General features: G+C 73.7%; 25 protein-coding genes and 1 pseudogene. 12 read left to right on the top strand and 14 right to left on the bottom strand.

All coding sequences use genetic code 11. From position 1 onward, the window contains the following. Nucleotides 1-144: 144 nt before the first annotated feature. The 5 genes from ppdK to ACFRQN_RS12725 form a co-directional block, all read right to left on the bottom strand. Nucleotides 145-2,853 (bottom strand): pyruvate, phosphate dikinase, encoded by a 2,709-nt coding sequence (gene ppdK / locus ACFRQN_RS12745; RefSeq protein WP_074000751.1) that lies wholly within the window; start codon nt 2,851-2,853, stop codon nt 145-147. Nucleotides 2,854-3,417: 564 nt separating this feature from the next. After that, nucleotides 3,418-4,599 carry a tRNA dihydrouridine synthase DusB gene (gene dusB / locus ACFRQN_RS12740; RefSeq protein WP_049650222.1) on the bottom strand — a complete coding sequence of 394 codons (1,182 nt, stop codon included), beginning with the start codon at nt 4,597-4,599 and terminating at the stop codon, nt 3,418-3,420. A gap of 184 nt (nt 4,600-4,783) precedes the next feature. Beyond that, nucleotides 4,784-5,608 carry a DUF4097 family beta strand repeat-containing protein gene (locus ACFRQN_RS12735; protein ID WP_380740174.1) on the bottom strand — a complete coding sequence of 275 codons (825 nt, stop codon included), beginning with the start codon at nt 5,606-5,608 and terminating at the stop codon, nt 4,784-4,786. A gap of 2 nt (nt 5,609-5,610) precedes the next feature. After that, nucleotides 5,611-6,258 carry a response regulator transcription factor gene (locus tag ACFRQN_RS12730; protein WP_074000749.1) on the bottom strand — a complete coding sequence of 216 codons (648 nt, stop codon included), beginning with the start codon at nt 6,256-6,258 and terminating at the stop codon, nt 5,611-5,613. Next, nucleotides 6,246-7,460, bottom strand: coding sequence for a histidine kinase (locus tag ACFRQN_RS12725; protein ID WP_380740172.1), 1,215 nt, complete (start codon nt 7,458-7,460; stop codon nt 6,246-6,248). The genes ACFRQN_RS12730 and ACFRQN_RS12725 overlap by 13 nt, the downstream gene beginning before the upstream one ends. Before the next feature lie 135 nt (nt 7,461-7,595). On the opposite strand from ACFRQN_RS12725, the gene ACFRQN_RS12720 reads away from it, so the two are divergent. Both ACFRQN_RS12720 and ACFRQN_RS12715 read left to right on the top strand, forming a co-directional pair. Then, entirely contained in the window at nt 7,596-8,171 is a 576-nt protein-coding gene (locus tag ACFRQN_RS12720; RefSeq protein WP_380740170.1) for a hypothetical protein, read from the top strand. Next, on the top strand, nt 8,168-8,557 hold the full coding sequence (locus ACFRQN_RS12715) for a hypothetical protein (protein WP_049657058.1): 390 nt from the start codon (nt 8,168-8,170) through the stop codon (nt 8,555-8,557). Before ACFRQN_RS12720 ends, ACFRQN_RS12715 begins: the two co-directional genes overlap by 4 nt. A gap of 43 nt (nt 8,558-8,600) precedes the next feature. Here the strand turns inward: ACFRQN_RS12715 and ACFRQN_RS12710 are convergent, their stop codons facing one another. After that, nucleotides 8,601-9,479 carry a helix-turn-helix transcriptional regulator gene (locus ACFRQN_RS12710; RefSeq protein WP_049657061.1) on the bottom strand — a complete coding sequence of 293 codons (879 nt, stop codon included), beginning with the start codon at nt 9,477-9,479 and terminating at the stop codon, nt 8,601-8,603. 111 nt (nt 9,480-9,590) lie between these two features. Here ACFRQN_RS12710 and ACFRQN_RS12705 point away from each other — a divergent pair, with 111 nt between their 5' ends. Next, nucleotides 9,591-11,111 carry an MFS transporter gene (locus tag ACFRQN_RS12705; RefSeq protein WP_369808341.1) on the top strand — a complete coding sequence of 507 codons (1,521 nt, stop codon included), beginning with the start codon at nt 9,591-9,593 and terminating at the stop codon, nt 11,109-11,111. A gap of 142 nt (nt 11,112-11,253) precedes the next feature. Here the strand turns inward: ACFRQN_RS12705 and ACFRQN_RS12700 are convergent, their stop codons facing one another. Together ACFRQN_RS12700 and ACFRQN_RS12695 are read right to left on the bottom strand one after the other, a co-directional pair. Further along, entirely contained in the window at nt 11,254-12,102 is an 849-nt protein-coding gene (locus ACFRQN_RS12700) for an alpha/beta fold hydrolase (protein ID WP_380740168.1), read from the bottom strand. 61 nt (nt 12,103-12,163) lie between these two features. Next, nucleotides 12,164-12,535, bottom strand: coding sequence for a MerR family transcriptional regulator (locus ACFRQN_RS12695; protein ID WP_117487704.1), 372 nt, complete (start codon nt 12,533-12,535; stop codon nt 12,164-12,166). 78 nt (nt 12,536-12,613) lie between these two features. Between ACFRQN_RS12695 and ACFRQN_RS12690 the strand changes: the two genes are divergently transcribed. Genes ACFRQN_RS12690 through ACFRQN_RS12680 form a run of 3 tightly spaced genes read left to right on the top strand, consistent with a single transcriptional unit; the run spans nt 12,614 to nt 14,593 of the window. After that, nucleotides 12,614-13,855, top strand: coding sequence for an MFS transporter (locus ACFRQN_RS12690; RefSeq protein WP_380740165.1), 1,242 nt, complete (start codon nt 12,614-12,616; stop codon nt 13,853-13,855). A gap of 31 nt (nt 13,856-13,886) precedes the next feature. Next, nucleotides 13,887-14,180, top strand: a complete 294-nt coding sequence (locus ACFRQN_RS12685) for a type II toxin-antitoxin system Phd/YefM family antitoxin (RefSeq protein WP_063780313.1) — start codon at nt 13,887-13,889, stop codon at nt 14,178-14,180. After that, nucleotides 14,177-14,593 (top strand): type II toxin-antitoxin system VapC family toxin, encoded by a 417-nt coding sequence (locus tag ACFRQN_RS12680; RefSeq protein WP_380740163.1) that lies wholly within the window; start codon nt 14,177-14,179, stop codon nt 14,591-14,593. Before ACFRQN_RS12685 ends, ACFRQN_RS12680 begins: the two co-directional genes overlap by 4 nt. A 529-nt stretch (nt 14,594-15,122) precedes the next feature. Here ACFRQN_RS12680 and ACFRQN_RS12675 read toward each other — a convergent pair. Both ACFRQN_RS12675 and ACFRQN_RS12670 read right to left on the bottom strand, forming a co-directional pair. Then, nucleotides 15,123-15,719, bottom strand: a complete 597-nt coding sequence (locus tag ACFRQN_RS12675; protein WP_380740161.1) for an alpha/beta hydrolase — start codon at nt 15,717-15,719, stop codon at nt 15,123-15,125. A gap of 314 nt (nt 15,720-16,033) precedes the next feature. Next, entirely contained in the window at nt 16,034-16,213 is a 180-nt protein-coding gene (locus ACFRQN_RS12670) for a hypothetical protein (RefSeq protein ID WP_380740177.1), read from the bottom strand. Between ACFRQN_RS12670 and ACFRQN_RS12665 the strand changes: the two are divergent. Continuing rightward, nucleotides 16,179-16,472 (top strand): annotated as a pseudogene (locus tag ACFRQN_RS12665) (phosphatase PAP2 family protein); the annotation flags it as partial. The gene ACFRQN_RS12670 and the pseudogene ACFRQN_RS12665 sit on opposite strands and share 35 nt — an antisense overlap. Before the next feature lie 228 nt (nt 16,473-16,700). On the opposite strand, the gene ACFRQN_RS12660 reads toward ACFRQN_RS12665, so the two are convergent. Together ACFRQN_RS12660 and ACFRQN_RS12655 are read right to left on the bottom strand one after the other, a co-directional pair. After that, complete coding sequence (locus ACFRQN_RS12660) at nt 16,701-17,405, bottom strand: response regulator (RefSeq protein WP_380740159.1); 705 nt, start codon at nt 17,403-17,405, stop codon at nt 16,701-16,703. A gap of 91 nt (nt 17,406-17,496) precedes the next feature. Further along, entirely contained in the window at nt 17,497-19,077 is a 1,581-nt protein-coding gene (locus ACFRQN_RS12655) for a sensor histidine kinase (RefSeq protein WP_198959295.1), read from the bottom strand. A gap of 140 nt (nt 19,078-19,217) precedes the next feature. Between ACFRQN_RS12655 and ACFRQN_RS12650 the strand changes: the two genes are divergently transcribed. From ACFRQN_RS12650 to ACFRQN_RS12640, 3 genes are all read left to right on the top strand, one after another. Next, on the top strand, nt 19,218-19,712 hold the full coding sequence (locus ACFRQN_RS12650) for a MarR family winged helix-turn-helix transcriptional regulator (RefSeq protein WP_074000738.1): 495 nt from the start codon (nt 19,218-19,220) through the stop codon (nt 19,710-19,712). Further along, nucleotides 19,709-20,242 (top strand): winged helix DNA-binding protein, encoded by a 534-nt coding sequence (locus tag ACFRQN_RS12645; protein WP_079271725.1) that lies wholly within the window; start codon nt 19,709-19,711, stop codon nt 20,240-20,242. The genes ACFRQN_RS12650 and ACFRQN_RS12645 overlap by 4 nt, the downstream gene beginning before the upstream one ends. Nucleotides 20,243-20,393: 151 nt before the next feature. Next, a complete protein-coding gene (locus ACFRQN_RS12640; RefSeq protein WP_049656043.1) occupies nt 20,394-20,627 on the top strand; it encodes a hypothetical protein in 234 nt (77 codons plus the stop codon). A 23-nt stretch (nt 20,628-20,650) separates the two neighbouring features. Here ACFRQN_RS12640 and ACFRQN_RS12635 read toward each other — a convergent pair whose 3' ends face one another. Next, the gene (locus ACFRQN_RS12635; RefSeq protein WP_079271724.1) at nt 20,651-21,778 is read right to left on the bottom strand and encodes a serine hydrolase; all 1,128 of its coding nucleotides are present in this window, start codon (nt 21,776-21,778) and stop codon (nt 20,651-20,653) included. 205 nt (nt 21,779-21,983) lie between these two features. Beyond that, nucleotides 21,984-22,430 (bottom strand): Lrp/AsnC family transcriptional regulator, encoded by a 447-nt coding sequence (locus ACFRQN_RS12630; protein WP_074000737.1) that lies wholly within the window; start codon nt 22,428-22,430, stop codon nt 21,984-21,986. 93 nt (nt 22,431-22,523) lie between these two features. Here ACFRQN_RS12630 and ACFRQN_RS12625 point away from each other — a divergent pair, with 93 nt between their 5' ends. Together ACFRQN_RS12625 and ACFRQN_RS12620 are read left to right on the top strand one after the other, a co-directional pair. After that, a complete protein-coding gene (locus ACFRQN_RS12625; protein WP_074000736.1) occupies nt 22,524-23,333 on the top strand; it encodes an LLM class flavin-dependent oxidoreductase in 810 nt (269 codons plus the stop codon). After that, complete coding sequence (locus tag ACFRQN_RS12620; protein ID WP_074001150.1) at nt 23,330-23,767, top strand: nucleoside deaminase; 438 nt, start codon at nt 23,330-23,332, stop codon at nt 23,765-23,767. Before ACFRQN_RS12625 ends, ACFRQN_RS12620 begins: the two co-directional genes overlap by 4 nt. The last annotated feature ends 103 nt before the right edge of the window (nt 23,768-23,870 follow it).

Here is a 23,870-nt window from a genome sequence, read left to right as displayed (position 1 = left end):
GGCGGGAACGGACGCCGTTGTCCGTTCCCGCCCGGCCGTGTCACGTACGCCGGTTCTCCTGCGCCGAGCTCCGGTGTACGCCCTCCCGACGGGAGGGGAAGCGGTCAGTCGTGCCCGCGCGTGAGGTGGGGATGCCTACCCTCCTCAGCGCGAGTCGCTGCCCGCCGTCTCGATGGCGGCGCGGCCTGCCTCCAGGCGCGCCACCGGGATCCGGAAGGGGGAGCAGGAGACGTAGTCCAGCCCCACCTCGTGGAAGAAGTGGACCGAGTCCGGGTCGCCGCCATGCTCGCCGCAGACGCCGAGCTTGAGGTCGGGGCGGGTGGCCCGGCCGGCCTCGACGGCGTGCTTGACCAGCGAGCCGACGCCGTCGCGGTCGATGGTCTCGAACGGGGAGACCCCGAAGATGCCCTTCTCCAGGTAGGCGGTGAAGAACGAGGCCTCCACGTCGTCCCGGGAGAAGCCCCAGACCGTCTGGGTCAGGTCGTTGGTGCCGAAGGAGAAGAACTCGGCGGCCTCGGCGATCTGCCCGGCGGTCACCGCGGCGCGCGGCAGCTCGATCATGGTGCCGAGCTTGATGTCCAGCTTGACGCCGGTGGTCCGGGCGACCTCGGCGAGCACCCGCTCGCACTCGTCGCGGACCAGCTCCAGCTCCTGGACGGTGCCGACCAGCGGGATCATCACCTCGGGGCGCGGGTCCCCGCCGGCCAGCCGGCGCTCGGCGGCGGCCTCGGCGATGGCCCGGACCTGCATGCCGAACAGGCCGGGGATGACCAGGCCGAGGCGGACGCCGCGCAGGCCGAGCATCGGGTTCTGCTCGTGCAGCTTGTGCACCGCCTGGAGCAGGCGCAGGTCGTTCTCGTTCGGGTCCTTGCGGGCCTCGGCGAGGGCGACGCGCACCGACAGCTCGGTGATGTCCGGCAGGAACTCGTGCAGCGGCGGGTCGAGCAGCCGGACGGTGACCGGCAGGCCGTCCATCGCCTGGAAGAGCTCCAGGAAGTCGCCCTTCTGCAGCGGCAGCAGGGTGGAGAGGGCGAGCTCGCGGTCCTTGTCGTTGTCCGCCAGGATCAGGTGCTCGACCTCCTTGCGGCGCTCCTCGCCGAGGAACATGTGCTCGGTGCGGCACAGGCCGATGCCCTGGGCGCCGTAGCGGCGGGCGCGCCCGCCGTCCTCGGCGTTGTCGGCGTTGGCGCGCACCGCGAGGCGGCGGCGGCCGTCGGCGTGCGACATCAGCCGGTGCACGGCCTGGACGAGGCCGCCCTGGACGTCGGCGCCGGCGTGCAGGGTGCCCTCGAAGTACTCCACCACCGCGGAGGGGAGCACGGGTACCTCGCCGAGGTAGACCTTGCCGGTCGCGCCGTCGATCGAGACGACGTCGCCCTCCTCCAGCACCAGGCCGTCGGCGGTGGTCATCCGGCGGCGCTTGGTGTCGACCTCCAGCTCCTCGGCGCCGCAGACGCAGGTCTTGCCCATGCCGCGGGCGACGACGGCGGCGTGCGAGGTCTTGCCGCCGCGCGAGGTGAGGATGCCCTCGGCGGCGATCATGCCGTCCAGGTCGTCCGGGTTGGTCTCGCGGCGGACCAGGATGACCTTCTCGCCGGAGCGCGACCACTTCACCGCGGTGTAGGAGTCGAAGACGATCTTGCCGATCGCGGCGCCGGGCGAGGCGGCGAGGCCCCTGGCGATCTGCTTCGACTCGGAGTCGGGGGCGAAGCGCGGGAACATCAGCTGCGAGAGCTGGCCGCCGGTGACCCGCATCAGGGCCTCGTCCAGGTCGATCAGGCCCTGGTCGACCAGCTGGACGGCGATCCGGAAGGCGGCCGCGGCGGTGCGCTTGCCGACCCGGGTCTGGAGCATCCAGAGCTTGCCGCGCTCGATGGTGAACTCGATGTCGCAGAGGTCGCGGTAGTGGTTCTCGAGCGTCTGCATGATCGCCATCAGCTCGTCGTACGACTTCTTGTCGAGCTTCTCCAGCTCGGACAGCTGCAGCGTGTTGCGGATGCCGGCGACGACGTCCTCGCCCTGGGCGTTGGACAGGTAGTCGCCGTAGACGCCCTGGGTGCCGGTGGAGGGGTCGCGGGTGAAGGCGACGCCGGTGCCGGAGTCCTCGCCGAGGTTGCCGAAGACCATGCTGCAGACGTTGACCGCGGTGCCCAGGTCGTTCGGGATGCGCTCCTGGCGGCGGTACAGCCGGGCGCGGTCGCCGTTCCAGGAGTGGAAGACGGCGTGGATGGCGAGGTCCATCTGCTCGCGCGGGTCCTGCGGGAAGGCCCGGCCGGTCTCGCGCTCGACGATGCCCTTGAACACCTCGACCAGCGTCTTGAGGTCGGCGGCGTCCAGGTCCAGGTCGTTGACGGTGCCCTTGGCGTGCTTGGCCTCGTCCAGGGCCTCCTCGAACAGCTCGCCGTCGACGCCCAGCACGGTCTTGCCGAACATCTGGACCAGGCGGCGGTAGGAGTCCCAGGCGAAGCGCTCGTTGCCGGACTGGGCGACGAGGCCGGCCACCGAGGCGTCGGAGAGACCGATGTTGAGGACGGTGTCCATCATGCCGGGCATGGAGAACTTCGCGCCGGAGCGGACCGAGACCAGGAGGGGGTTGTCGGCCTGGCCGAGCTTCTTGCCCATCTCCTGCTCGAGGGCGTCCAGGTGGGCGCTGATCTCCTCGTGCAGGGAGGACGGCTCGCTGCCGGTCTCCAGGAAGACCTTGCAGGCCTCGGTGGTGATGGTGAACCCCGGAGGGACGGGGAGGCCCAGGTTGGTCATCTCGGCCAGGTTCGCGCCCTTGCCGCCAAGAAGATCCTTGAGGTCCTTGTTTCCTTCGGTGAAGGAGTAAACAAACTTCTGCTGGGACGGCACGGGTCGGTCTCCTCGTACGCGGTTGCCCTGACGCCGGAGAACATACCCATTTCGAAGGCACTTCTCTGCCCTGAATAGGCCACCCGAGGCTGGTACCCAGCGGTAACCCGCTAGATCGAAAGCACATAAAGGCGTTCACCTCTGTTGGTGAAATCGTCCGCCTGACGCGAGCAAGCATTCAACTCTTGAAGGTATGCACCCGCGAAGATCGTGCGATCCGGACGCACCGTAGCGACCGCGGGTCCATGGCGTTGCCCCGGCTTGATTTCCTGCACCCGGATCGCCCGATCACCGGTCGACCGACTTCGGGAAGCGATTCACAGCCGACCTGTCCATTTCGTCCACTGACCGGCCGTCAGCCCCCACCGCGTGTGGCAAGCGTCACCAGAGCGTCTCACCGGTCGAACGTAGAGCGCCTGCGCCGATCGTCGCACTGTGTCCAGAAACGTGCCCGCTCCGTGATGATCGGACGCCGAAAAGGAGCCCTCTTGTCCAGGATGGACAAGAGGGCTGGGACCGGGTGGCCATCGACCCGAACGGGTCATTTTCGCCAGGTCGTACAGATCATCCGCCGGAGGTGTCCGATTCGGCGTCCGCACCCGGGCGGGCGCAGTCGTACGGATCGTCCAACCAGCCCTCCGGCAGGACCACCCGGTTGTTGCCGCTGGTCCGCCCGCGCGGGCCGTCCGCACCGTCCGGCCAGCCCTGGGACTGCTCCACCTGGGCGAGGGTTTCGGCCAGTTCGGCCAACGAGGAGGAGCCGGCCAGCCGCACCCGCAGCTCGGAGCCGACCGAGAAGCCCTTGGTGTACCAGGCCACGTGCTTGCGGAAGTCGATCACGCCGCGCGCCTCGTCGCCCAGCCACTCGCCGAGCAGCTGCGCGTGCCGCACCATCGCCGCGGCCACGTAGCCGAAGTCGGGGCGGGCGTAGTCCACGTCGCCCTCGAAGATCGCGACCAGGTCCTTGAACAGCCACGGCCGGCCCAGGCAGCCGCGGCCCACCACCACGCCGTCGCAGCCGGTCTCGCGCATCATCCGCAGCGCGTCGTCGGCCGACCAGATGTCCCCGTTGCCCAGCACCGGGATGTGCGCCGGGACGGACTCGCGCAACCGGGCGATCGCCGACCAGTCGGCCGTGCCGCCGTAGTGCTGGGCGGCGGTGCGCCCGTGCAGGGCGATCGCGGCCACCCCCTCCTCGGCGCCGATCCGGCCGGCGTCCAGGTAGGTGAGGTGGTCGTCGTCGATGCCCTTGCGCATCTTCATGGTCACCGGCAGGTCGCCCGCGTTGGCGACGGCCTCGCGCAGGATCTCGCGCAGCAGGTTGCGCTTGTACGGCAGCGCCGAGCCGCCGCCCTTGCGGGTGACCTTGGGGACGGGGCAGCCGAAGTTGAGGTCGATGTGGTCGGCCAGGCCCTCCTCGGAGATCATCCGGGCGGCCTTGCCGACGGTCACCGGGTCCACCCCGTACAGCTGGATGGAGCGCGGCTTCTCGCTCGGGTCGAACTTGATCAGCTGCATGGTCTTGGCGTTGCGCTCGACCAGCGCCCGGGTGGTGATCATCTCCGAGACGTACAGCCCCTTGCCGCCGCTCTGCTCGCGGCACAGGGTGCGGAACGGCGCGTTGGTGATGCCGGCCATCGGCGCCAGCACGACGGGCGGCCACACCTGGATCGGGCCGATGTCGAGCGGCGCGAACTCGGTGCCGGACGCGGTGCCGGACGCGGTGGGTGCGGGCGTGACTGTCATGCGCGGCTGACCTCGGGTGGTGGGGACGGGACTCTCCATTGTCCCCCACCCGGGTGAGCGGCCTCCGCCCGCGCCGGGGCTCCCCCGGTACGGGGCGCCTCGGCCACCGGCCGCCTCCCCTTACCGGCTACCTCCGCTACCGGCCACCTCCTCTGCCGGACGCCTCCGGAACGGGCCGCCTCCGCTACGGGGCCGACGAGGCCGACGGAGCCGCCGGGGCGGTGGGCGCCGACGAGGCCGGCGCCGGAGCGATGGAGATCGACCCGGAGGTGACCGCGGCGTGCACCCGGTTCGGGCTCGCCGAGTCCGCCAGCCCCGGGTCGATCCGGCCGTTGCCGCTGCCGACCTCGCTGGAGACGGCGTACCGGCTGTCCTTCGGCAGGCTCATCTCCACCGAGCCGGAGGTGGCCGTGGCGTCCACCTCGCGCGGAGCCCTCGCGAAGCTCAGCTGCACCGAGCCCGAGGTGAGCTGCGCCGTCAACCGCGGGGCGCTCAGGTTGGTGCCCTGCACCAGACCGGAGGTGGCGTGCACGGTCACGTTCCCGGAGGTGTCGGACAGCAGCAGCTGGCCGGAGGTCAGGTCCAGCCTCACGTCCCCGCTCAGGCCCTCCACCTGGACGGAGCCGGAGGTCACCGAGCCGGACACCTCGGTCGCGGCCGGCACCTCCAGCTCGATCTCGGCACCGCAGCCGAGGTCCACGAACGGCAGGATCAGCCGGCAGTGCATCCCGACCGTGAGCACGCCCTTGTCGAAGACGGCGGACACCACCGGCTTGCGCACCAGCCAGTCCAGGCTCTGCCGGACCACCACGTGGCCCTCCCGTCCGGCCCGCACCCGGACCGACGCGGGGCCGGTCTCCAGCTGGACCCGGTGGATCTCCTCGTCGTACGGCCGACTGCTGCTGGTGCGCTGCTGCACCGCCATCGACCAGGTCTGCAGCCCGGCACCGATCATGACCAGGACGATCACGAGCGTCCCGGTGGCCCGCCAGCCCTTCACCCCCTTCACCGCTACCCGACCTCCAGGAAGCGCAGCACCGCCATCACCCGGCGGTGGCTGTCCTCGGCCTGCGGCAGTTCGAGCTTGGTGAAGATCGAGTTGATGTGCTTGGCCACCGCGCTGTCGCTGACCACCAGCGAGCCGGCGATCGCCGCGTTGGAGCGGCCCTCCGCCATCAGGGCGAGCACGTCGCGCTCGCGCGGGGTCAGCTTCTCCACCGGGTCCCGGTGCCGGCGGCGCACCAGCAGCTGGGCGACCACCTCCGGGTCCAGCGCGGTGCCGCCCTCGGCGACCCGCTGGAGCGCGTCCACGAAGTCGTCGACGTTGGCGACCCGCTGCTTGAGCAGGTAGCCGACGCCGCTGGTGTTGGTCGCCAGCAGGTCCGCGGCGTAGCGCTCCTCCACGTACTGGGAGAGCAGCAGGACGGCGGTGTCCGGCCACTGCCGGCGGATCACCATCGCCGCCTTCACCCCCTCGTCGCTGAAGCCCGGGGGCATCCGGACGTCGGCCACCACCACCTTCGGGCGGTGCTCCTCGACGGCGGCCAGCAGTTCGGTGGCGTCCCCGACGGCGGCCACGACCTCGAAGCCCACCGCCTCCAGGACCTTGACCAGGCCGACCCTCAGCAGGACCGAGTCCTCGGCGATCACAGCGCGCACGGCAACTCCACGGTGATGGTGGTGGGGCCCCCGAGGGGGCTGAGAACGGACATCGTGCCGTCGACCGAGGCGGCGCGCTTGCGCAGACCGGTGAGCCCGGTGCCGCGCGAGGCGTCCGCGCCGCCCACGCCGTCGTCGCTGATGACCAGGCGCAGCCGGCCGCCGGTCGTCCGCACCGAGAGGTCGACCCGGCGGGCCCTGGCGTGCTTGGCCACGTTGGTGAGCGCCTCGGAGACGGTGAAGTAGGCGACCGCCTCGACGGTCGGGGCGATCTGCTCGGAGAGGTCGACGTCCAGGTGCACCGGCAGCGGGGCGCGGGCGGCGATGCCGGACAGCGCCGCGTCCAGGCCGCGGTCCTCCAGGACGGCGGGGTGCAGGCCGCGGACCAGGTCGCGCAGCTCGTCGATGGCCGCCTGGGCCTCCTCGTGCGCGTCGATGATCACCTGCATCACCTCGGGCGGCACGTCCTTGAGGGTGCGCCGGGCCAGGCCCAGGTTCATCGCGAGGGAGGTGAGCCGCTGCTGGGCGCCGTCGTGCAGGTCGCGCTCGATCCGGCGGCGCTCGGCGTCCACCGCGTCGACCAGGCCGGCCCGGCTCTCGGCGATCTCCTCGACCCGCCGCTCCAGCGCCTCCGCCCGGTCCGGGCCGAGCAGCCGCCGGGCCACCCACACCTCCAGCCGGGCCAGCTGGGTGCCCGACAGCGGGAGCACCGCCAGCAGCAGCACCCCGCCGAGGGTGAGCAGGACGTCCTCCCCGGCCAGGCCGGTGCGCAGCGCGGTGCCGGCGGGCAGCAGCCAGATCCAGCCGTACACGGTGGCCAGCACCACGGCGGCCGCCCAGGCGTACAGCACCACCAGCGCGCCCGCCGCCAGCAGCGGGCCGGCCACCAGGTGGTGGAGGACCTGGCGCCAGGTCACCCCGAGCAGCCAGACCCGGCGCCCCGTCGGCGGGCGCAGCCGCGGCACCTCCACCCCGTACAGGGCGCGCAGCCGGCCGCGCTGGACGGCGGTCAGCGGGTGGGTGCAGAGCAGGACGGCGGCGAGCACCGGGAAGAGCAGCTTCGACTCGGTGACGGCCAGCCAGACCGGCAGCGCCACGGGTATCCCGGCGGCGGTGAAGCGGACGTCCCGCCAGACCTCGGGCGACCACGGGGGGCGCCGGAGGCTCCTGACGAACGCTCGGCGCAACGTGGTGGAGGGCATGGCCGACAGCGTAGGGCCCGGTGATCACGAGCCGCCATGAAGGGGGGTTCCCGATGGGGGTGTAGCTAGCTACACCCCCGATTCGGTGTGGAGCACCACCGACAGGAGGGGGGTCCGGGCGGAAGGCTTGAGGGCATGACGAGCACTGCATCGCACTCCGCCACTCCGCCGCACGGGCGGCCCGGCCCCGGGAGTGCCGCCGGAGCGGCGGCGGCCCAGGGGGCGCTGCCGGAGCGGGCGCTGCCGGCAGGAGCCCTGCCGGAGGAGACGCTGCAGGAAGGGGAGCTGCCGGAGGGCGCGCTGCCCGCCGGAGCCGGCCCCTGGTCGGTCCGCTGCGTCGCGTCCGGCCGCGGCCGCGCCGCACTGGAGCTGTACCAGTACGGGGAGTTGGCCGACGTCCTGGTCGCCGCCCGGCTCACCCCGCACCTGCTGCGCGGGGCCCGGCACTGCCCGTCCGCCGGGCGGAGCCGGCACGTGCTGGCCTGGGGCCGGCTGGCGGCCGACGGCACGGCGCCCGCGGTGGTGTTCACCGGGCGGCGGCCGTTCCGCCGGGTGTGCTCGACGGCCGAGGCGGTCACGGTGGCCGACCGGTTCTGGGTCGCCTGGGCCGAGGGGCCGTTCGACGCGGTGCGGGTCGAGCACACGGCGGGCGGGGCCGCCGAGCGGCTGCCGCTGGAGCGGGTCCGGGAGCGCGGCCGGGGTGCGGCGTGAGCGGCACCTTCGCCCTTGCCCTCGGCCCCGCCCGTTCGTCCGTCCTGCCCGCGCGCTTCGCCCAGGTCCCGGTCCTGGCCGCGGTCGCGCTGCTGCCCTGGCTGGCGGTCCTCGCCGTCTGCCACGAGACCCCGTGGGTCGTGCTCGACCTCACCGAGTTCGCCGCCCTGCTCTCGCTGGACGCGCTGCTGCGCCGCCGCAGCCCCGCCGCGCTGTGGGCGGGCGCCGCGGTGGCCCTGCTGCTCACCGGGGACGCGCTGGCCGACATCGCCTGCGCCGGGCCGGGCCACGCGGTGCTCGCCGCGCTGGTCATGGCCTCCTGCATAGAACTGCCGCTCGCCGTGGTGTGCCTGCGGCTCGGGCGGGACGCGGCGGTACGGGGCTGAGGCACGTCGACGCCGCCCGTCCGACGCGAGCCCGAGGAACTCCCTAGGCCCCGGTGGGCAGGCGGTCCATCAGCGCGCGGGTCTCGTCGTCCAGCGGGGTGTACGTGATCATCCGTGTCCCCAGCTGCGGGCTGAGCCAGAAGTTGGTGTACTCGCAGCGCAGCAGCCCGACGTCCGGCACCTGGAAGCGCTTGATCCCGTTGCCCGGCCGCATCACGTCGTGCCGCTGCCAGACCTCCGCGAAGTCCGGAGAGGCCTTGAGCAGCCGGGCCAGCAGCGCCTTCCAGGCCGGCTCCGAGCTGTGGTCGGCCATCGCCGAGCGGAACCGGGCCACCATGCCGAGGCGCTCGGTGCGGTAGTCGATCAGCACCTCGCGGAACTGCGAGGGCGTGAACGCCATCCACATCAGGTTCCGGTCCTCGGGAGCCATCCGGTCGAGGTCGCCGACGACCGCGGTGTACTGGGCGTTGTACGCCAGCACCTGGTAGCGGGAGTTGAGCACCACGGCGGGGTACGGCGCCAGCCGCTCCAGCAGCAGCCGCACGCTCGGGGTCACCGAGGGGCACTCCTTCACCGGCGCCGGGTCGTCCGTGCCGGCCAGGGTGAACAGGTGGGCGCGCTCGCTCGGGTCCAGCAGCAGCGCCCGGGCCACCGCGTCCAGCACCTGGGCGGACACCTGGATGTCCCGCGCCTGCTCCAGCCACGTGTACCAGGTCACCCCGACCGCGGCGAGCTGGGCGACCTCCTCCCGGCGCAGCCCCGGTGTCCGGCGGCGGCCGGTCATCGGCAGGCCCACCTGCTCGGGCCCGAGGCGCTCGCGGCGGCTGCGCAGGAACGCGGCCAGCTCGTGCCGACGGGCGTCGCCGGGGGCGCTCCGGCGCTGTGCGGCGCTGTGCGCGGCGTCTTGCGCGGCGGGGGTCATCAGGCTCATGCTCCCCAGCATGCGCCAGCCGTAAGCCTGTTGCCAGGTACTTCTTATACCTGGATAACCACACTCTGGTACCAGGGTACGGCGCGGCGGATCGTAGGACCCGTGACCCAACCACTCACCGTCGCCCCCGCATCGAGCCGCGCCGCCACCACCCCGGGCACCGCGGCCGCCCGTACCTCCGGCACCGGGCCGGCCGGCTCCACCGGTCCCGCCGGTCCCGCCACCGGCTCCACCGGTCCCGCCGCCACCCTCGGCACCGCCGGACTGGTCACCGTCCTGCTCGGCGCCTTCCTGCCGATGCTCGACTTCTTCATCGTCAACGTCGCCCTGCCCACCATCGACCACGACCTGGCCGCCGGACCCGCCGTCCTGGAACTGGTCGCCGCCGGCTACGGCATCGCCTTCGCCGTCCTGCTCGTCCTCGGCGGGCGCCTCGGCGACAGCTACGGCCGCCGCCGGCTCTTCGTCATCGGCGCCGTCGCCTTCGCCCTCACCTCGCTGGCCTGCGGCCTCGCCCCCGGCGCGTGGTCCCTGGTCGCCGCCCGGGCCGCCCAGGGCGCCTCGGCCGCGCTGCTGATCCCGCAGGTGCTCGGCACCATCACCGCCGCCACCGAGGGCGCCCGGCGCGGCCGCGCGCTCAGCGTCTACGGCGCCGTCGGCGGGATCTCGGTGGTGATCGGGCAGGTGCTCGGCGGGATGCTGGTCGCCGCCGACCTGTTCGGCACCGGCTGGCGCTCGGTGTTCCTGCTGAACGTGCCGTTCGCGCTGCTCGCCGTGGTGCTCGCGGTCCGCTACGTCCCGGAGAGCCGGTCCACCACGGCCGCCCGGGTCGACGTCCCCGGCACCGTCCTGCTCACCGCCACGCTGCTCTCCCTGCTCGTCCCGCTGATGGAGGGCCGGGCCGCCGGCTGGCCGCTCTGGTCCTGGGTGCTGCTGGCGCTGTTCCCCGTCTTCGCCGTCGCCTTCGGTGTCGTCGAGCGGCGCGCCGAGCGGCGCGGGGACACCCCGCTGGTGCCGCCGTCCCTGCTGCGCATCCCGGAGATGCGGCGCGGCCTCGGCATCGCGCTCCCCTACTTCGCGGGCTTCGGCGGCTTCATGTTCGTCATCGCGGTCGCCCTCCAGCAGGGCCTCAGGCTCGGCCCGGTCGCGGCCGGCTGGGCGCTCGTCCCGATGGCCGTCGGCTACTTCTCCGCCTCGCTCGCCGGCCCGCGGCTGATCGGCCGCTGGGGCAGCCGGGTGCTCAGCGCGGGCGCCGTCGTCCAGGCCACCGGCCTCGCCACCCTCGCCCTGACCGTCCTGGCCGACTGGTCGCACTTCTCCCCGCTGCGGATGGCCCCGGGCGTCGCCCTCGCCGGCATCGGGCAGGGCCTGATCGGCACCCCGCTGTTCCGGGTCGTCCTCGCCAAGGTGCCCGCCGCCCGGGCCGGCGTCGGCAGCGGCGTCCTCGCCACCGGCCAGCAGTCCAGCCTCGCGCTCGGCGTCGCCACCCTCGGCACCCTCTACCTCTCCCTCTCCCCCGTCCTCGGCATGGACCGCGCGCTCGCCCTCTGCCTGGGCATCCAGCTCCTCGGGTCCTTCACCATCCTGTACCTGACCACCCGCCTGCCCCGCTCCATCGGCTGAGCCGTGGCTCCGGGGGCTCCGGGGGCCGGTTCACGGGTTCCGAGCTCCGGACTCCTGCGGCGGTGGACGGCCTCGCGACCGGTACGACCGGTCGCGGGGCCGTCAGCGTTCCCAGGGCCGTCGGCGTTCCCGGCGCCGGCCCTCAGCGCGGGAGCGCGTCGAGCCAGCGGCCGACCAAGGTGCGGACGGTATCGGCGGCCTCGACCTGGGGGTTGTGGCCGACGCCGTCGAGGACGGCGGCGGCCATCCGGGGGTAGTGGTCGAGCAGGGCGAGCTGGTCGCGCCAGCCGACCAGGGCGTCCTGCCGGGTGGTGACCAGCAGGTGGCGGCCGCGGTGCCGCGCGGCCCGGTGCTCGGGCCAGTGCGGCAGCAGGAAGTCGGCTTCGAGCTCGGCGGCGGCCGCCCGGTCGTGCGCCTCCCAGCCGGGCCGGACGTACCGCTGGAACAGCTCCCAACTCGGGCCGGTGTGGCGGGCCATGACGTACCGGAACAGGTCGCGGTCGGCCGCCGGGAGACGGGCGAGGAGGTCCTCGTCGCGTTCGACCACGGACTCCTCCGGCAGGTCACGGTCGGCACCCCAGCGCACCACCGGCACCAGCAGCGCCGAGCCCAGCACCTGCTCGCCGAAGCGCGCGGTCACCGCCCGGGCCAGCTGGCCGCCGAAGGACTGCCCGACCACGGCGAAGGGCCGCCCGCCGACCTGGGCCTCGATCCACCCGGAGAGCGCCTCGGCCAGGGCGGCCGCCGAGGTCGGGCCCGGCAGCCGGGGGCTGGCGCCGTGGCCGGGGAGGTCGACGTAGAGGCGCCGCCAGCCGGGGCGGTCGGCGAAGGCGGGTTCGAGCGGGAGCAGGACGCGGTGGTCGACGGTGTAGCCGTGGATCAGGACGATCGGGGTGCCGTCGCCGAAGGCGGTGTGGTGGATCGCAGGGGCGGTCGCGACGGTCGTGTCGGTCGCGGCGACGGCGTCGTTCAGGTCGGTCGTGTCGGTCATGACGGCAGCGTCCAACCCTGACACCCGTGGCAAGGTCAAGCCGTCGAGTCCGGGTGGTGGATCAGGAGAGGCCCTTGACCACGTCCAGGTACTCCCGGATGGCGTCCCGGTTGCGCGTCAGGCACAGGATCCGGCGGGTCATCCGGTCCGTCTCGGACTCCAGGGTGGCGAGCATCTCCGGTGTGGCGTCGGCGAAGTGGATCGTCCGCGGGGCGTCCAGGGTGTCCAGGCAGGGCAGGATCTGCTTGATGATCCGGGTCGGCAGCCCCGCGTCCAGCAGCCCGCGGATCTGCAGCACCCGGTCCACGAGGTACTCGTCGTACGCGCGGTAGCCGTTCGCCTCACGGCGCGGTGTGATCAGCCCCTGCTGCTCGTAGTAGCGCAGCAGGCGCGGAGTGGTCTCCGCCCGCCGGGCGAGCTCGCCGATGCGCATGTGTGACCACCCTCACCCCGGGCCGGCGCCATCCCGGCTGGACCTTGACACGAATGTCAACGATAGACGATCGGGCCCATGCCCACTCCCGAACTCCGCACCCCCGCACAGCCGGTGGCCCCCGCACCGAGGCTGCCCTGGCCCGCACTGCTGGCCATGAGCACCGCCGGATTCGTCACGATCATGACCGAGGCCCTGCCCGCCGGAGTACTGCCCGCGATGAGCGCCGACCTCGGCGTCGGCCAGTCCGCCGCCGGGCAGTCCGTCACCCTCTACGCCGTCGGCTCGATCGCGGCCGCCATCCCGCTGACCGCCGTCACCGGCCGCCTGCCGCGCAAGCGCCTGCTGCTGGTCGCCGTCGGCGGCTTCGCCGCGGCCAACGCCGTCACCGCCGTCTCACCCGACTACCCGCTCACCATGGCCGCCCGGTTCGCGGCCGGCCTGGTCGCGGGACTGCTCTGGGCACTACTGGCCGGGTACGCCCGGGGCATCGTCACGCCGGAACAGCGCGGACGGGCGATGGCCGTCGCCATGGCCGGCTCGACCGTCGCCCTGTCGGTGGGCGTACCCGCCGGCACCCTGCTCGCCGGCCTGGTGGGCTGGCGGGTCACCTTCGGGCTGATGTGCGTGATCGCCGTGGCACTGACCGGCTGGATGCTGCTCGCGCTCCCGCCACTGCCCGGCCGCGCCGACCAGGCCCGCGTCCCCGTCCGACGGGTGCTGCGGACACCGGGCGTGGCCACCGTCCTGGCCGTCACCGCGACCTTCGTGCTCGCCCACAACGTTCTCTACACGTACGTCGCCGCCCTGCTCGCGCCGCTGGGGCTCGACGGCCGGACGGACACCGTCCTGCTCGTCATCGGACTGTCCTCGCTGGTGAGCATCCTCGGCACCGGCGCCCTGATCGACCGGTACCTGCGCCCCCTGACCATCGCCGCCTCCGTCCTCCTCGCGGCCGCGGCCCTGCTCCTCGCCGCCGCCCTGCTCGGCTCGACCGGCCGGCCCGCCTACGCCGCCGCCGCGCTCTGGGGCCTCGGCTTCGGCGGCGCCGCCACCCTCCTCCAGACCGCCGTCGCCGACGCGGCCGGCCCGGCCGGGGACATCGCCCAGTCGCTGCTCGTCACCTGCTGGAACCTCGGCATCGCCGTCGGCGGCCTGGCCGGCGGCCTCCTCCTCGACCACGCCGGGCCGGCCGCCCTGCCCTGGTCCGCCCTCGTCCTGCTGGCCGCCGCCCTCGCCACCACCATCGGCGGGCGCCGGCACGGGTTCCCGGGGCATGGCGGCACTCGTTCGTGTGAAGTCGACGCACATTCCTCGTGATCGCCGCACGCCTGGCTCTACCGTGAGTCGTATGACAGCCAGAGTCCCCATCCGACAGCTCCAGCAGCACGCCAGCGAGTTGATCGACCGGGTCGCGGCCGGCGAACGCGTGGAGATCACCCGCAACGGGCGGCTGATCGCCGTCCTCGCGCCGCCCGACCCGGAACAGCGGGTGCTGGAGGACCTCGTTCGAGACGGCACGATCGCCCCCGAGAACGCCGCGACCGCGCGTGGCCTGGCCGACTGGACGTTGCCCGAATCCGGCGCCGGGCTCGCGTCGGCCGCCGACGCCCTGCACGCCATGCGGGAGGAGGAAGGCCATTGATCTACCTCGGCTCATGCGCGATCCTCAAACTTCTGGTGCCTGAGGACGAATCCACCGCACTGCGCACGTTCCTCTCCTCGCACGGCTCCGAGGGCCACGCGACCAGCGCGCTGGCCCAGGTCGAGGTGCCGCGCGCGCTGATCCGGGTCGGCGCACCACAGGAGTTGCTGGACGCGTCGGTGGACCTGCTCGACCGGCTTCTCCGCGTCCGGCTCTCCGATCCCGTCCTCAGGGCCGCCTGCCTGTTCCCCACCCGACACCTCCGCACCCTCGACGCCATCCACCTCGCCACCGCCGAGCACCTCGAGCACGCGCTCACCGCCTTCGTCACCTACGACAAGCGCCTGGCCGACGCAGCCGAGGAGCGAGACCTGCCAGTGGTCGCGCCCGGACAGCCGACCGGCTCCCGGTAAGCGGGCGCCCGGGCGCCCTTGGCCACGTCGGCGCCGGACGGTGGCACCGGCGGGCGGTGACCGGCTCGCTGCCGCGCTTCCACGAAACCAGGCAGTGATACCTGTCGACGTCGTAGCCGCGGTCGGGGAACAACCGCCACGGCCGTTGGCGCGGCCGACCGTCTTCCCGCGGATGCGCGGAATCGCGTGCGGCAGCGGCAGCGGCAGCAGCCGGGAGACGTCGTGGCGGTGGCCGGCGGTGTGCCCCGGCCAGCGGTGACCACGTGATGCTTCAAGCGGCCGGGCGCGGCCGCTCCCTGGCCTGGTGCCGGTCCCCGCGGTCGGCGCCGGCAGGTCATGCCCGAGCCGAAGCCGGGCTCCCGCGGCGGCCAATCCCCTTGGATCCCGGTATGCGACACGAACAGGCTCCCCTGCGGACAGCCCCGGTCGCCCGGCGGCCGACGGCCGGGCTTGCGAAGCCGGTGCGGCCGCACCGGTAGCAGCGGCTCGGCCCGGCCACGGCGGTCTCTGCCCCGCAGGGCTTCCGTCCCTACTCCCTCGTCGCCAGGGAGGCGACGAAGCGGTCCAGGCGGGAGGTGACCTGCCGCAGGACGTCGATCGAGCCCAGGGGGTCGTCCGGCAGCTCCAGACCGTGGTCGGCGGCGGGTACTTCCAGGACCTCGTGTCCGGTCGATTCGGCGATCCGGCGGTCCCACAGCTTGTCGGCGCCGCCGCCGACGAGGAGGGTCGGGGCTTCGGCGCGGGCGAGGGCGCGGGCGACCGGCTCGGAGGTCAGGACGGGGGTCAGCCAGGCTGCGGCGAGGCCGCGGTCGGCGGCAACGCCGCAGGCGAAGGAGGCCAGGGACTTGCCGACGAGCAGGCGGCAGGCGCCGCGCTCGGCGTCGACGGCCTCGGCGACCTGCCGCTCGACCCAGGCGGTCCGGTCCTCCGGCTCGAACACCCGGAAATCGTCCGGGAGTTGCCACCACAGCTCCTGGACCGTCCAGCGGTGCCGGAGGAGCACCGAGCGGGCGAAGTGGAGGAGGGGCCTGGCGGGCGTGTACCCGACGCCCGGGACAACGAGCGCGACACGGTCGGGGGCTCCGTCGAAGCGGGTGGGGACGGCGAGCGGGGAGGGATCCGGCATGGGCGCAGGGTACGTGGCCGGTCGTTGTGACGTGATGTCAACCCTGACCATCGTCAGGGGCATTGCTTGACTTTCGGGTCGGGTGCCAAGGGGGTCTCGGCCTCTACCGTCCGGACCATGACGTACACGGACAGGAATTCGAGGCAGACCGGCGCCACCAGGGCCATCGCCAGGCCCAGGGCCAAACCCGGAGTGAGGCCCAGGCCCGTCCTCGCCGTGGCCCTGCTCTGCGCGGGGGCCGGGGTGGTGGCGTGGCTGGCGCCGGAGCGGGGTGGCGGGGCGGGGCCGGTGTCGGCCGGGTGGTCGACCGGCGGCTACCGGCGGGTGGCGGAGGCCGTCGGCGAGGCCCCGCACGCGGTGGCCTCGCTGCTGGAGCCGGCCACCGAGGTCGGGCTGCTGGTGCTGGGTCTCCTGCTGGCGTTCTGCTGGTGGACGGCCCGGGCCCGGCGGGCCACCGGGGTGGTCGCGGGGGTGGCGCTGGTCGGGCTGGGCACGGTGCTGGCCTACGGGGCGAGCGAGGTACTGAAGGTGGTCCTCGACGAGGAGCGGCCCTGCCGGGCGCTCACCGGGCTGCCGGGCACGGCGGTCGCCGCGTGTCCGCCGCCGGGCGACTGGTCCTTCCCCAGCAACCACGCCACCCTGGCGGTCGCGCTGGCCACGGGGCTGGTGCTGCTGCGCCCGCACTGGGCGGTGCTGGTCATACCCGTCGGCGGCGCCACGGCAGCGCTGCGGGTGGCGGCCGGGGTGCACTACCCGCACGACGTGATCGCCGGTGCCGCGCTCGGCGGCACGGTCACGGCGGCGGCGGTCCTCGCCCTGCGGCCGGCGGCCACGACTGCCGTGACGGCCCTGGCCGGGGTGCCGGTCCTCGGGCGGCTGCTGTCGGTACCGCCGATACCGTCGGCCCCGGGCTCGGGCTCGGGCTCCAGCTCAGGCGCGGGTTCCGGCTCCGACTCCGGCACCGCCCCGGGCGCGGCGGCCTCAGTCCCGTGGACCGCCCGCGCAGGTCGCGCCGAGGGTCAGTCCGGCCTCGTGCGCGAGGACGGCGGCGGCCGCCCGGTTGGCCACGCCCAACCGGGCCAGGATGGAGCTCACATGGGCCTTCACGGTGCCTTCCACCACCCCCAGCCGACGGGCGATCTGACCGTTGGACAGCCCGGCGGCGATCAGCGTCAGCACGTCCCGTTCCCGGGCGGTCAGGGCGGCCACCTGCTCCCGGGCACCGGCACGCCGGTCGGCGGGGCCGCCGGCCCCGGTGGCGGCCAGGTGGGCGACCACCCGGGCGGCCACTTTGGGTGAGAGGTAGGCCGCCCCTCCGGCCACCGCGTGCACCCCGGCGAGCAGTTCCTCGGGCTCGCCGGACTTGATCAGGAAGCCGTTCGCGCCGCCGCTGAGCGCGCGCAGGATGTAGTCGTCCTCACCGAAGGTGGTCAGCATGAGTACTCCGGTGGCCAGGCCGTTCCGGCGGATCTCGGCGGCGGCCGTGATGCCGTCCGTCCCGGGCATCCGGATGTCCAGTACGGCGACGTCCGGCCGGTGGCGCCGGACCAGTTCGACGGCCTCCCGGCCGTCCCCGGTCTCGGCGACGATCTCGATGCCCGGGTCGGTGGCGAGCACCGCGCGCAGTCCCGCGCGGATCATGGGCTCGTCGTCGGCGAGCAGCACCCGGATCGGTGCGGTGGTCATCGGTGGCTCCTGTCGGTCGCTCGGTACGGAGGTGGTGGGGAAAGGGAGTTGCGGCGGGAGCGCGGGAGGTGGAAGGCCGGAAGACAGGGCTTCAGGAGACGAGCACGTCCCGCGAGACCAGCCGGGAGTCCTGGAAGCAGAGCCGGTAGGCATCGCCGGCCCGGTCCACGAACAGCTGGGCGGTGATGGCGTAGTACACGCACGAGACCCCTTCCCCCGGCGGCGGCGCGGGCGTCGCCGGCCCGCTCGGCGGGCGGTACGGCAGCCGGTGGCCCGGCAGCAGACGCTCGACGGAGGCCTGGTCCTGCCCCATCTGGAGGGCGGCGTAGACCTCCGGCTCCAGCACCGACAGGCTGACCACGTAGAGCGTCCATACTCGCAGCGCCACGGTCAGCAGTACGGCCGTCCCCAGCGGGACGAGCACCACGGCGGCCAGCGTACGGCCCACCCTGCGCCGCGCCCGTCGCAGCTCGCGCACCGGCGACGACGGGGCGGCGGGCGGCAGCGGGACGGGCCCGGCGGCGCGGCGCGGCAGAGTGGCCTCGACCTCGAACCCGCCGTCCGGGCGGGCGCCGTGGGCGAAGGTGCCGCCCGCGAGCCGGACCCGCTCGGCCAGCCCGACCAGGCCGCGGCCACCGGTGGGCGGCACGGCAGGCGTCGAGGCGGACCTTCCCGCGGGTGCGGCGGACGTGCCGACGAACGCTCCGGTGAACGTTCCGGTGGGCGTTGCGCCGCGCGGGGTTGACGCAGGTGCCGAGCCCGTCGCCCGGGCGACGGTGAACGCGGGCGCAGGTGCGGGCATGGGCGCAGATGCAGGCATGGGCGCGGGCACAGGCCCGGGGCCGTTGACCACCCGGAGGCGGGCGCCGTCGGCCGAGTACGCCACCTCCACGGTGACGGCCGCTCGTGGTGCGTGCTTGGCGGCGTTGGTCAGCGCCTCCTGCACCACCCGGTACGCGGCGTGCTCGGTGGCGCGCGGGAGCCCGTCCGGCTCACCGGTGATCTCCGAGCGGACGTCCAGGCCGGCGGCGGCCGCCTCGGCGACCAGGTGCGGGATGTCCGAGTCGGCCGGTCCGTGGGCCGCGCGGGCGGCGCCACCGCTCTCGTCCCCGTCGCACAGGATGCCGATCACCTCGCCGAGCCGGTCGACGGCGGCGGCCGCGCCCGCCCGGATCTCCTGGACGGCCTCCCGGTGGGGCGGGGCCAGGTCGGGGGCGAGCTTGAGGGCCCCGGCGCGCAGGGCGATCAGGCTGAGGTCGTGGCCGAGGGCGTCGTGCATGTCCTGGGCGATCCGGGCCCGTTCGCGCAGTCGGGCCTGCTCGGCGACGAGTTGCTGCTCGCGCTCCAGCCGCTCGGCCCGCTCCCACCCGGCGCGCACGAGTTCCTGCGACTGCCGCCAGAACCGGCCCAGCAGCCAGGGGCCCATCCCGGTGCTCACGGCGAGCGCGACGAACCGCAGCCCCAGGACGATCCAGGAGGGCACCGCCCCGACCACCAGCACCCCGGCCGCGACCAGCACGGCGAACACCACTGCCGCCGGCCGCACCCGTTGCATCCGCAGCCCGGCCAGGAAGGAGAACCCGATCGCCGGCAGCGCCCACCAGAGGCTCGTGACACCGAGCCCGATACACACCGACGCCACCACGGGCAGCGCCGCCCCACTCATCCGCATGCCCACGACCCTACGAGGGCCGCCGCCGCACCGGATCTGTCGAAAGTCATGCCCGAGGCGCTCCGCCCGGCACCCCGAGCCCCATTCCCCGGCCCTGAAAATAGTAGCCATGGACATAGCAGCTATGTACTGTATCTGCCGTGAGTTCAACAGCTGAGGGCGCCACCGCAGGATTCCTGGTCTGGCGCCTGTCGATGAAGTGGCGGGTGGCGGTCGACCGGGCGGTCGCACCGCTGGGTCTGACGCACGCCCAGTACGCGGTGCTGGCCTCCCTGTACGGCATGTCGCGCTCCGGGCTGCGCCCCAGCCAGCGCCGCCTCGCCGACCACACGGGCCTCGAAGCGCTCTACGTCTCCAAGCTCGCCCGCGCCCTGGAGGCCGCCGGGCTGGTGGCCCGCACCCGGGACCCGGACGACCCGCGCGCCATGCAGCTGTCGCTCACCGAGCAGGGCGGCGACGTCACCCGCCGCGCGATCACGGTGGTCCAGGGCCTCCTGGACCAGCTGCTGGCGCCACTCGGCGGCCAGGACAGCCCCCGCGCCCGGGAGTTCACCCGCGAACTGGCCGCCCTGCTCGACGCACCTCTGGATCCGCCGCACGCCGAGACCGTCGAGAACGCCGAGGAGCCGTCATGACCACCGCCGCCGCGCCCGACACCGCCACCAACACCGCCACCACGGCCAACGCCGCACCGGCCACGGCCCCCACCGCCCCCACCGCCCCCACCGCCCCCACCGCCGTCAACGGCCGGGTCATCGCCCTGGCCCACTACGCGGCGCGCGCCCTCCTGGAGGGCGTGCTGGACCGCCACGGAGCGACCTTCCACCAGAGCGTGACGCTCCGGGTCGTCGCGGTCGCGGGCGGCTCCATCGCCCGGGACGCGCTCGTCCGCGACGTCACCGGCTCGCTGAAGGCCGAGGAGTCGGTCGTCCACGGCGTGATCGGGGAACTGACCTCCGCCGGGCTGCTCTCGCAGGACCCGGCGGAGGCGTCCCGGCTGCACCTCACAGCGGCCGGCCGCGAACTCTACGAGCGCACCACCACCGAGGCCGCCGGGATCACCGCCCGCCTGTACGCCGGCATCCCGGCCGAGGACCTCGCCATCGCGGGCCGCGTCCTGGCGCTGGTCACGGAGCGCGCGAACGCCGAACAGGCCCGCCCCTGACGCCCCGTACGGTCGCCGGAACAGTCGGCCGTCGCGACGGTCTGCCGTCCCGACCACCCGACTGTTCCGACTGTTCCGACGACTCGGGTGCGACCGCCCTACGCCCGTGAGATAAAGGTTGGACGCATTCGAACGGGGGGAAGGTGACGGTATGGTCTTCGTCACGGTGTTCCTGGTCGCGCTCGTCGGCGCCATCGTCGGTGCCACGGCCTTCCTGGTACTCCGGGAACGCGCGCGGCGGCACCAGTCCGACAACGCCGAGGGAATGCTGATCGAACAGCACCGGACGGCTCACGCCACGCGCATGCGGGCGACGTACTCCAGCGTGTCCGTCCACCACGGGAACGGTGTGATCGGCGACGAGGGGAACCACCACCGCTCCTGACCGCTCACGGCCCGGTCACCACCTCAGCGGCACAGGGCGGCGTCGACGACGCCTTCGAGGTGCCGGGTGACGGCGTAGTCGGCCGGGATGGTGGTCATCGCGATGTTCACGGCACGGCCGTCGTCGGTGGCGCCGCCCCGGGTCTCGTAGCCCGGGATGTCGCCGCCGTGCCCCCAGTAGACCCCGCCGCAGGTGAGCGTCCGGCTGAAGATGCCCAGTCCGGCGGCCATGCCGTCGCCGACCGGGACGGTGGTACGCATCTGGGCGAGTTGGGCCGCGGGCAGCAGGCGGTCCGGGACCAGCAGTTCGGTGAAGAAGCGGTTGAGGTCCGAGTTGGTGGAGATCATCTGCCCGGCCGCCCAGGCCGCCGACGGGTCCAGCTCCGTGAAGTCGGTCAGCGGCGCGTCGGCGGAATCCCTGCGGTAGCCCTTGGGGTGGGCCTCCCGGATCGTCCGGTCGCCCACGGCCGGGAAGTAGGTGTGCCGCAGCCCGACGCGCCGGATGATCCGCCGGTCGATCTCCTCGGCGATCGGCCGTCCGGTCACCCGCTGGACGATCAGGCCGGCCAGCACGTAGTTGGTGCTGCTGTAGCCGAACTTCTCCCCGGGCGCGAAGGCGGGCTTCTGCCCGAGGGCCATGTCCAGCAGCTCCCGGGGCTCGAAGTACCGGGTCCGCAGGGCGGTTTCCTCCAGCAGCCCCTCGTAGTCGGGCAGTCCGCTGGTGTGCTGGAGCAGCTGCCGGACGGTGATGCCGTGCCCGTCGATGCCCTCTCCGCGGACCAGGCCGGGGAGGTAGGTGTCGACGGAGGCGTCGAGGTCGACCTTCCCCTCCCCGACCAGCTGGAGCACGACGACGGCGGTGAAGGTCTTGGTGTTGCTGCCGATCCGCACCTGCCCGTCGACGGGGACCTTGGCGCCGGTGGCCAGGTCCCCCACCCCCGCGGTGTAGTCGCGGGTCCGGCCCCGCCCGTCCCGGACGGTCGCGAGCGCGGCGGGTATCCCGTCCGTCCGCACCAGCGCGTTCAGTCCCTGCTGCACGGCGTCCGAAGAAGCCGCGGCCGGCGCGGCCGCCGGTGCCGCCATGGCGGACGGTGCCGACGCCCCGACGGCCGCGACGGCCCCGACGGTCGAGAGCGTGAGGGCGAGTGCCATGTGGCGGATGCGCGAACGACGCACGGGTCAACTCCTGTGGAATCGTGGGGGGTAGGAAACCCCCGGTCACGATCGCCAGTCTGTCCGCGCGACGGCCGGCCGACCTCCCCCGATCGAGGGAGCACCTTTCCCTCCCGACTCCCCTCCGACGACTCCCGTCCGACTCCCCTCCGACATCAGGGCTGAGTCCGACGCCCCTCCGGCATCAGGGCCGAGCGGGCCCGCGCAGCGGCAGCGTCCGGCTGTAGACGACGCTCGTGGTGGTGCTGCCGAAGCCGGCCAGCTCGTCCACCAGGGTCTCCAGGTGCTCCATGGAGGTCGCCGCCACCTTGAGGGTGTAGCAGTCGTCGCCGGTGGTCCGCAGGCACTCCAGGACCTCCCGCCGCTCGGCGAGCAGTCGCCGCAGCGGCTCGTGCCGGTTGCCCGGGTACTTCAGCCGGACGACGGCGAGCACCGGGTAGCCGACCTTCGCCAGGTCCACCGTCGCGTGGTAGCCGGTGATGACGCCCAGCGACTCCAGGTTCCGCACCCGTTCCGTGGTCGCCGACGGGCTGAGGGACACCCGCCGCCCCAGCTCGCTGAGCGAGATGCGGGCCTCCTGTTGCAGCTGCTCGATGATCGCCCAGTCGGTGTCGTCAAGATTCACGGCCATGGCGCGAATCTACCGGGAAATCCCCGGCGATCCGCAGGTGACAGAGGGAGGATGCCGTTCCGTCCGCCATGATCACGGGGATAGCCTCGATCCATGCAACTTGGCCTCAACGTACCGAACTTCGGCCCCGGGACCGACCCCGGCGTGCTGCGCGAGTGGGCCCGGACCGCGGAGGGCCTCGGCTTCGACCTCCTCATGGTGTCGGACCACGTCGCGGTGACCCCGGACGTGGCCGAGCGGTACCCGGAGCCGTTCTACGAGCCGTTCACCACGCTGTCCTGGCTCGCCGGGACCGCCCCCGGCCTGCGGCTGGGCACGACCGTCCTCGTCCTGCCCTACCGGCACCCGCTGCTGGTGGCGCGGACGGCGAGCACCCTCGACCGGCTCAGCGGCGGCCGGTTCGTCCTGGGCGTGGGGATCGGCTGGGCGCGCCGGGAGTTCGAGGCCCTCGGCGTGCCGTTCGGCGCCCGCGGCAGACTGACCGACGAGTACCTGGCCACACTGCGGGACACCTGGGCGGGCGAACCGGGCCACCGGCCGGTACCGGTGTGGGTCGGCGGCCACAGCGAGGCGGCGCTGCGCCGGGCGGTCCGGTTCGGCGACGCCTGGCACCCGCTGCGGCTCCCCGTCGCCCGGATGCGGTCGGTCCTGGCCGAGCACCCGGTGCCGGGGTTCGCCCCCCGCATCGCCCTGCGGCTGACCACCGCGCCGGTCGACGACCCCGAACGGCCCGCCGGCGTCGGCACCCTCGACCAGGTCCTCGACGACCTGCGCCAGTTGCGCGACCTCGGGGCCGAGACCGTCGTGTTCGACCCCTACCACGGCGATCCGGAGGACACCCGTCGTCCGCGGCAGGCCTGGCGGACCCTCACCACCGTCTCCACCCAATGGAGGACCGCGTGATCACCGAAGCCGACGAGGCCCTGCTGCGCCGCGCCATCGCCATCGCCGCCCACGCGGTCGCCCTCGGCGACGCCCCGTACGGCTCCCTGCTGGCCGGCCCGGACGGCGAGGTCCTCGCCGAGGCCCACAACACCGTCCGGCGCGACGACGACATCACGGCCCACCCCGAACTGAAACTCGCCCGCTGGGCCGCCCGCGAACTCTCCCCGGACACCGCCGCGCGCACCACGATGTACACCAGCTGCCAGCCCTGCGGCATGTGCGAAGGGGGCATCCTCCGCTCCGGCATCGGCCGGGTCGTGTACGCGCTCGCCACGGAGCAACTCGTCGAGCTCAACCCCGACTCGGGCGCCTGGCCGGCGGTGCCGACGGACGGCCCCGCCCTGCCCGAGGAGGCCCGGGCCCCGGTCGCGGCCTACTACCGGCGCACCTGACCACCGGCCCCCCGCGCCGGATCCGCTCCCGTCCGCCCGCACCCCGGCGAGGAATGTCAGTGGCACCGGGGACACTCGGTGGCCCGCGCCGTCGAGCAGGAGA

Source organism: Kitasatospora sp. NPDC056800 (assembly GCF_042789775.1).
GTDB lineage: Bacteria > Actinomycetota > Actinomycetes > Streptomycetales > Streptomycetaceae > Kitasatospora.
This window is presented reverse-complemented; position numbering and strand designations above follow the sequence as displayed.

What these genes read in the sequence shown, in the direction of transcription:
- dusB (WP_049650222.1), bottom strand. Translation starts at nt 4,599, where the DNA reads ATGACAGTCACGCCCGCACCCACCGCGTCCGGCACCGCGTCCGGCACC.
- ACFRQN_RS12725 (WP_380740172.1), bottom strand. Translation starts at nt 7,460, where the DNA reads ATGCCCTCCACCACGTTGCGCCGAGCGTTCGTCAGGAGCCTCCGGCGC.
- ACFRQN_RS12720 (WP_380740170.1), top strand. Translation starts at nt 7,596, where the DNA reads ATGACGAGCACTGCATCGCACTCCGCCACTCCGCCGCACGGGCGGCCC.
- ACFRQN_RS12710 (WP_049657061.1), bottom strand. Translation starts at nt 9,479, where the DNA reads ATGACCCCCGCCGCGCAAGACGCCGCGCACAGCGCCGCACAGCGCCGG.
- ACFRQN_RS12700 (WP_380740168.1), bottom strand. Translation starts at nt 12,102, where the DNA reads ATGACCGACACGACCGACCTGAACGACGCCGTCGCCGCGACCGACACG.
- ACFRQN_RS12695 (WP_117487704.1), bottom strand. Translation starts at nt 12,535, where the DNA reads ATGCGCATCGGCGAGCTCGCCCGGCGGGCGGAGACCACTCCGCGCCTG.
- ACFRQN_RS12690 (WP_380740165.1), top strand. Translation starts at nt 12,614, where the DNA reads ATGCCCACTCCCGAACTCCGCACCCCCGCACAGCCGGTGGCCCCCGCA.
- ACFRQN_RS12685 (WP_063780313.1), top strand. Translation starts at nt 13,887, where the DNA reads ATGACAGCCAGAGTCCCCATCCGACAGCTCCAGCAGCACGCCAGCGAG.
- ACFRQN_RS12675 (WP_380740161.1), bottom strand. Translation starts at nt 15,719, where the DNA reads ATGCCGGATCCCTCCCCGCTCGCCGTCCCCACCCGCTTCGACGGAGCC.
- ACFRQN_RS12660 (WP_380740159.1), bottom strand. Translation starts at nt 17,405, where the DNA reads ATGACCACCGCACCGATCCGGGTGCTGCTCGCCGACGACGAGCCCATG.
- ACFRQN_RS12655 (WP_198959295.1), bottom strand. Translation starts at nt 19,077, where the DNA reads ATGCGGATGAGTGGGGCGGCGCTGCCCGTGGTGGCGTCGGTGTGTATC.
- ACFRQN_RS12645 (WP_079271725.1), top strand. Translation starts at nt 19,709, where the DNA reads ATGACCACCGCCGCCGCGCCCGACACCGCCACCAACACCGCCACCACG.
- ACFRQN_RS12640 (WP_049656043.1), top strand. Translation starts at nt 20,394, where the DNA reads ATGGTCTTCGTCACGGTGTTCCTGGTCGCGCTCGTCGGCGCCATCGTC.
- ACFRQN_RS12635 (WP_079271724.1), bottom strand. Translation starts at nt 21,778, where the DNA reads ATGGCACTCGCCCTCACGCTCTCGACCGTCGGGGCCGTCGCGGCCGTC.
- ACFRQN_RS12630 (WP_074000737.1), bottom strand. Translation starts at nt 22,430, where the DNA reads ATGGCCGTGAATCTTGACGACACCGACTGGGCGATCATCGAGCAGCTG.
- ACFRQN_RS12625 (WP_074000736.1), top strand. Translation starts at nt 22,524, where the DNA reads ATGCAACTTGGCCTCAACGTACCGAACTTCGGCCCCGGGACCGACCCC.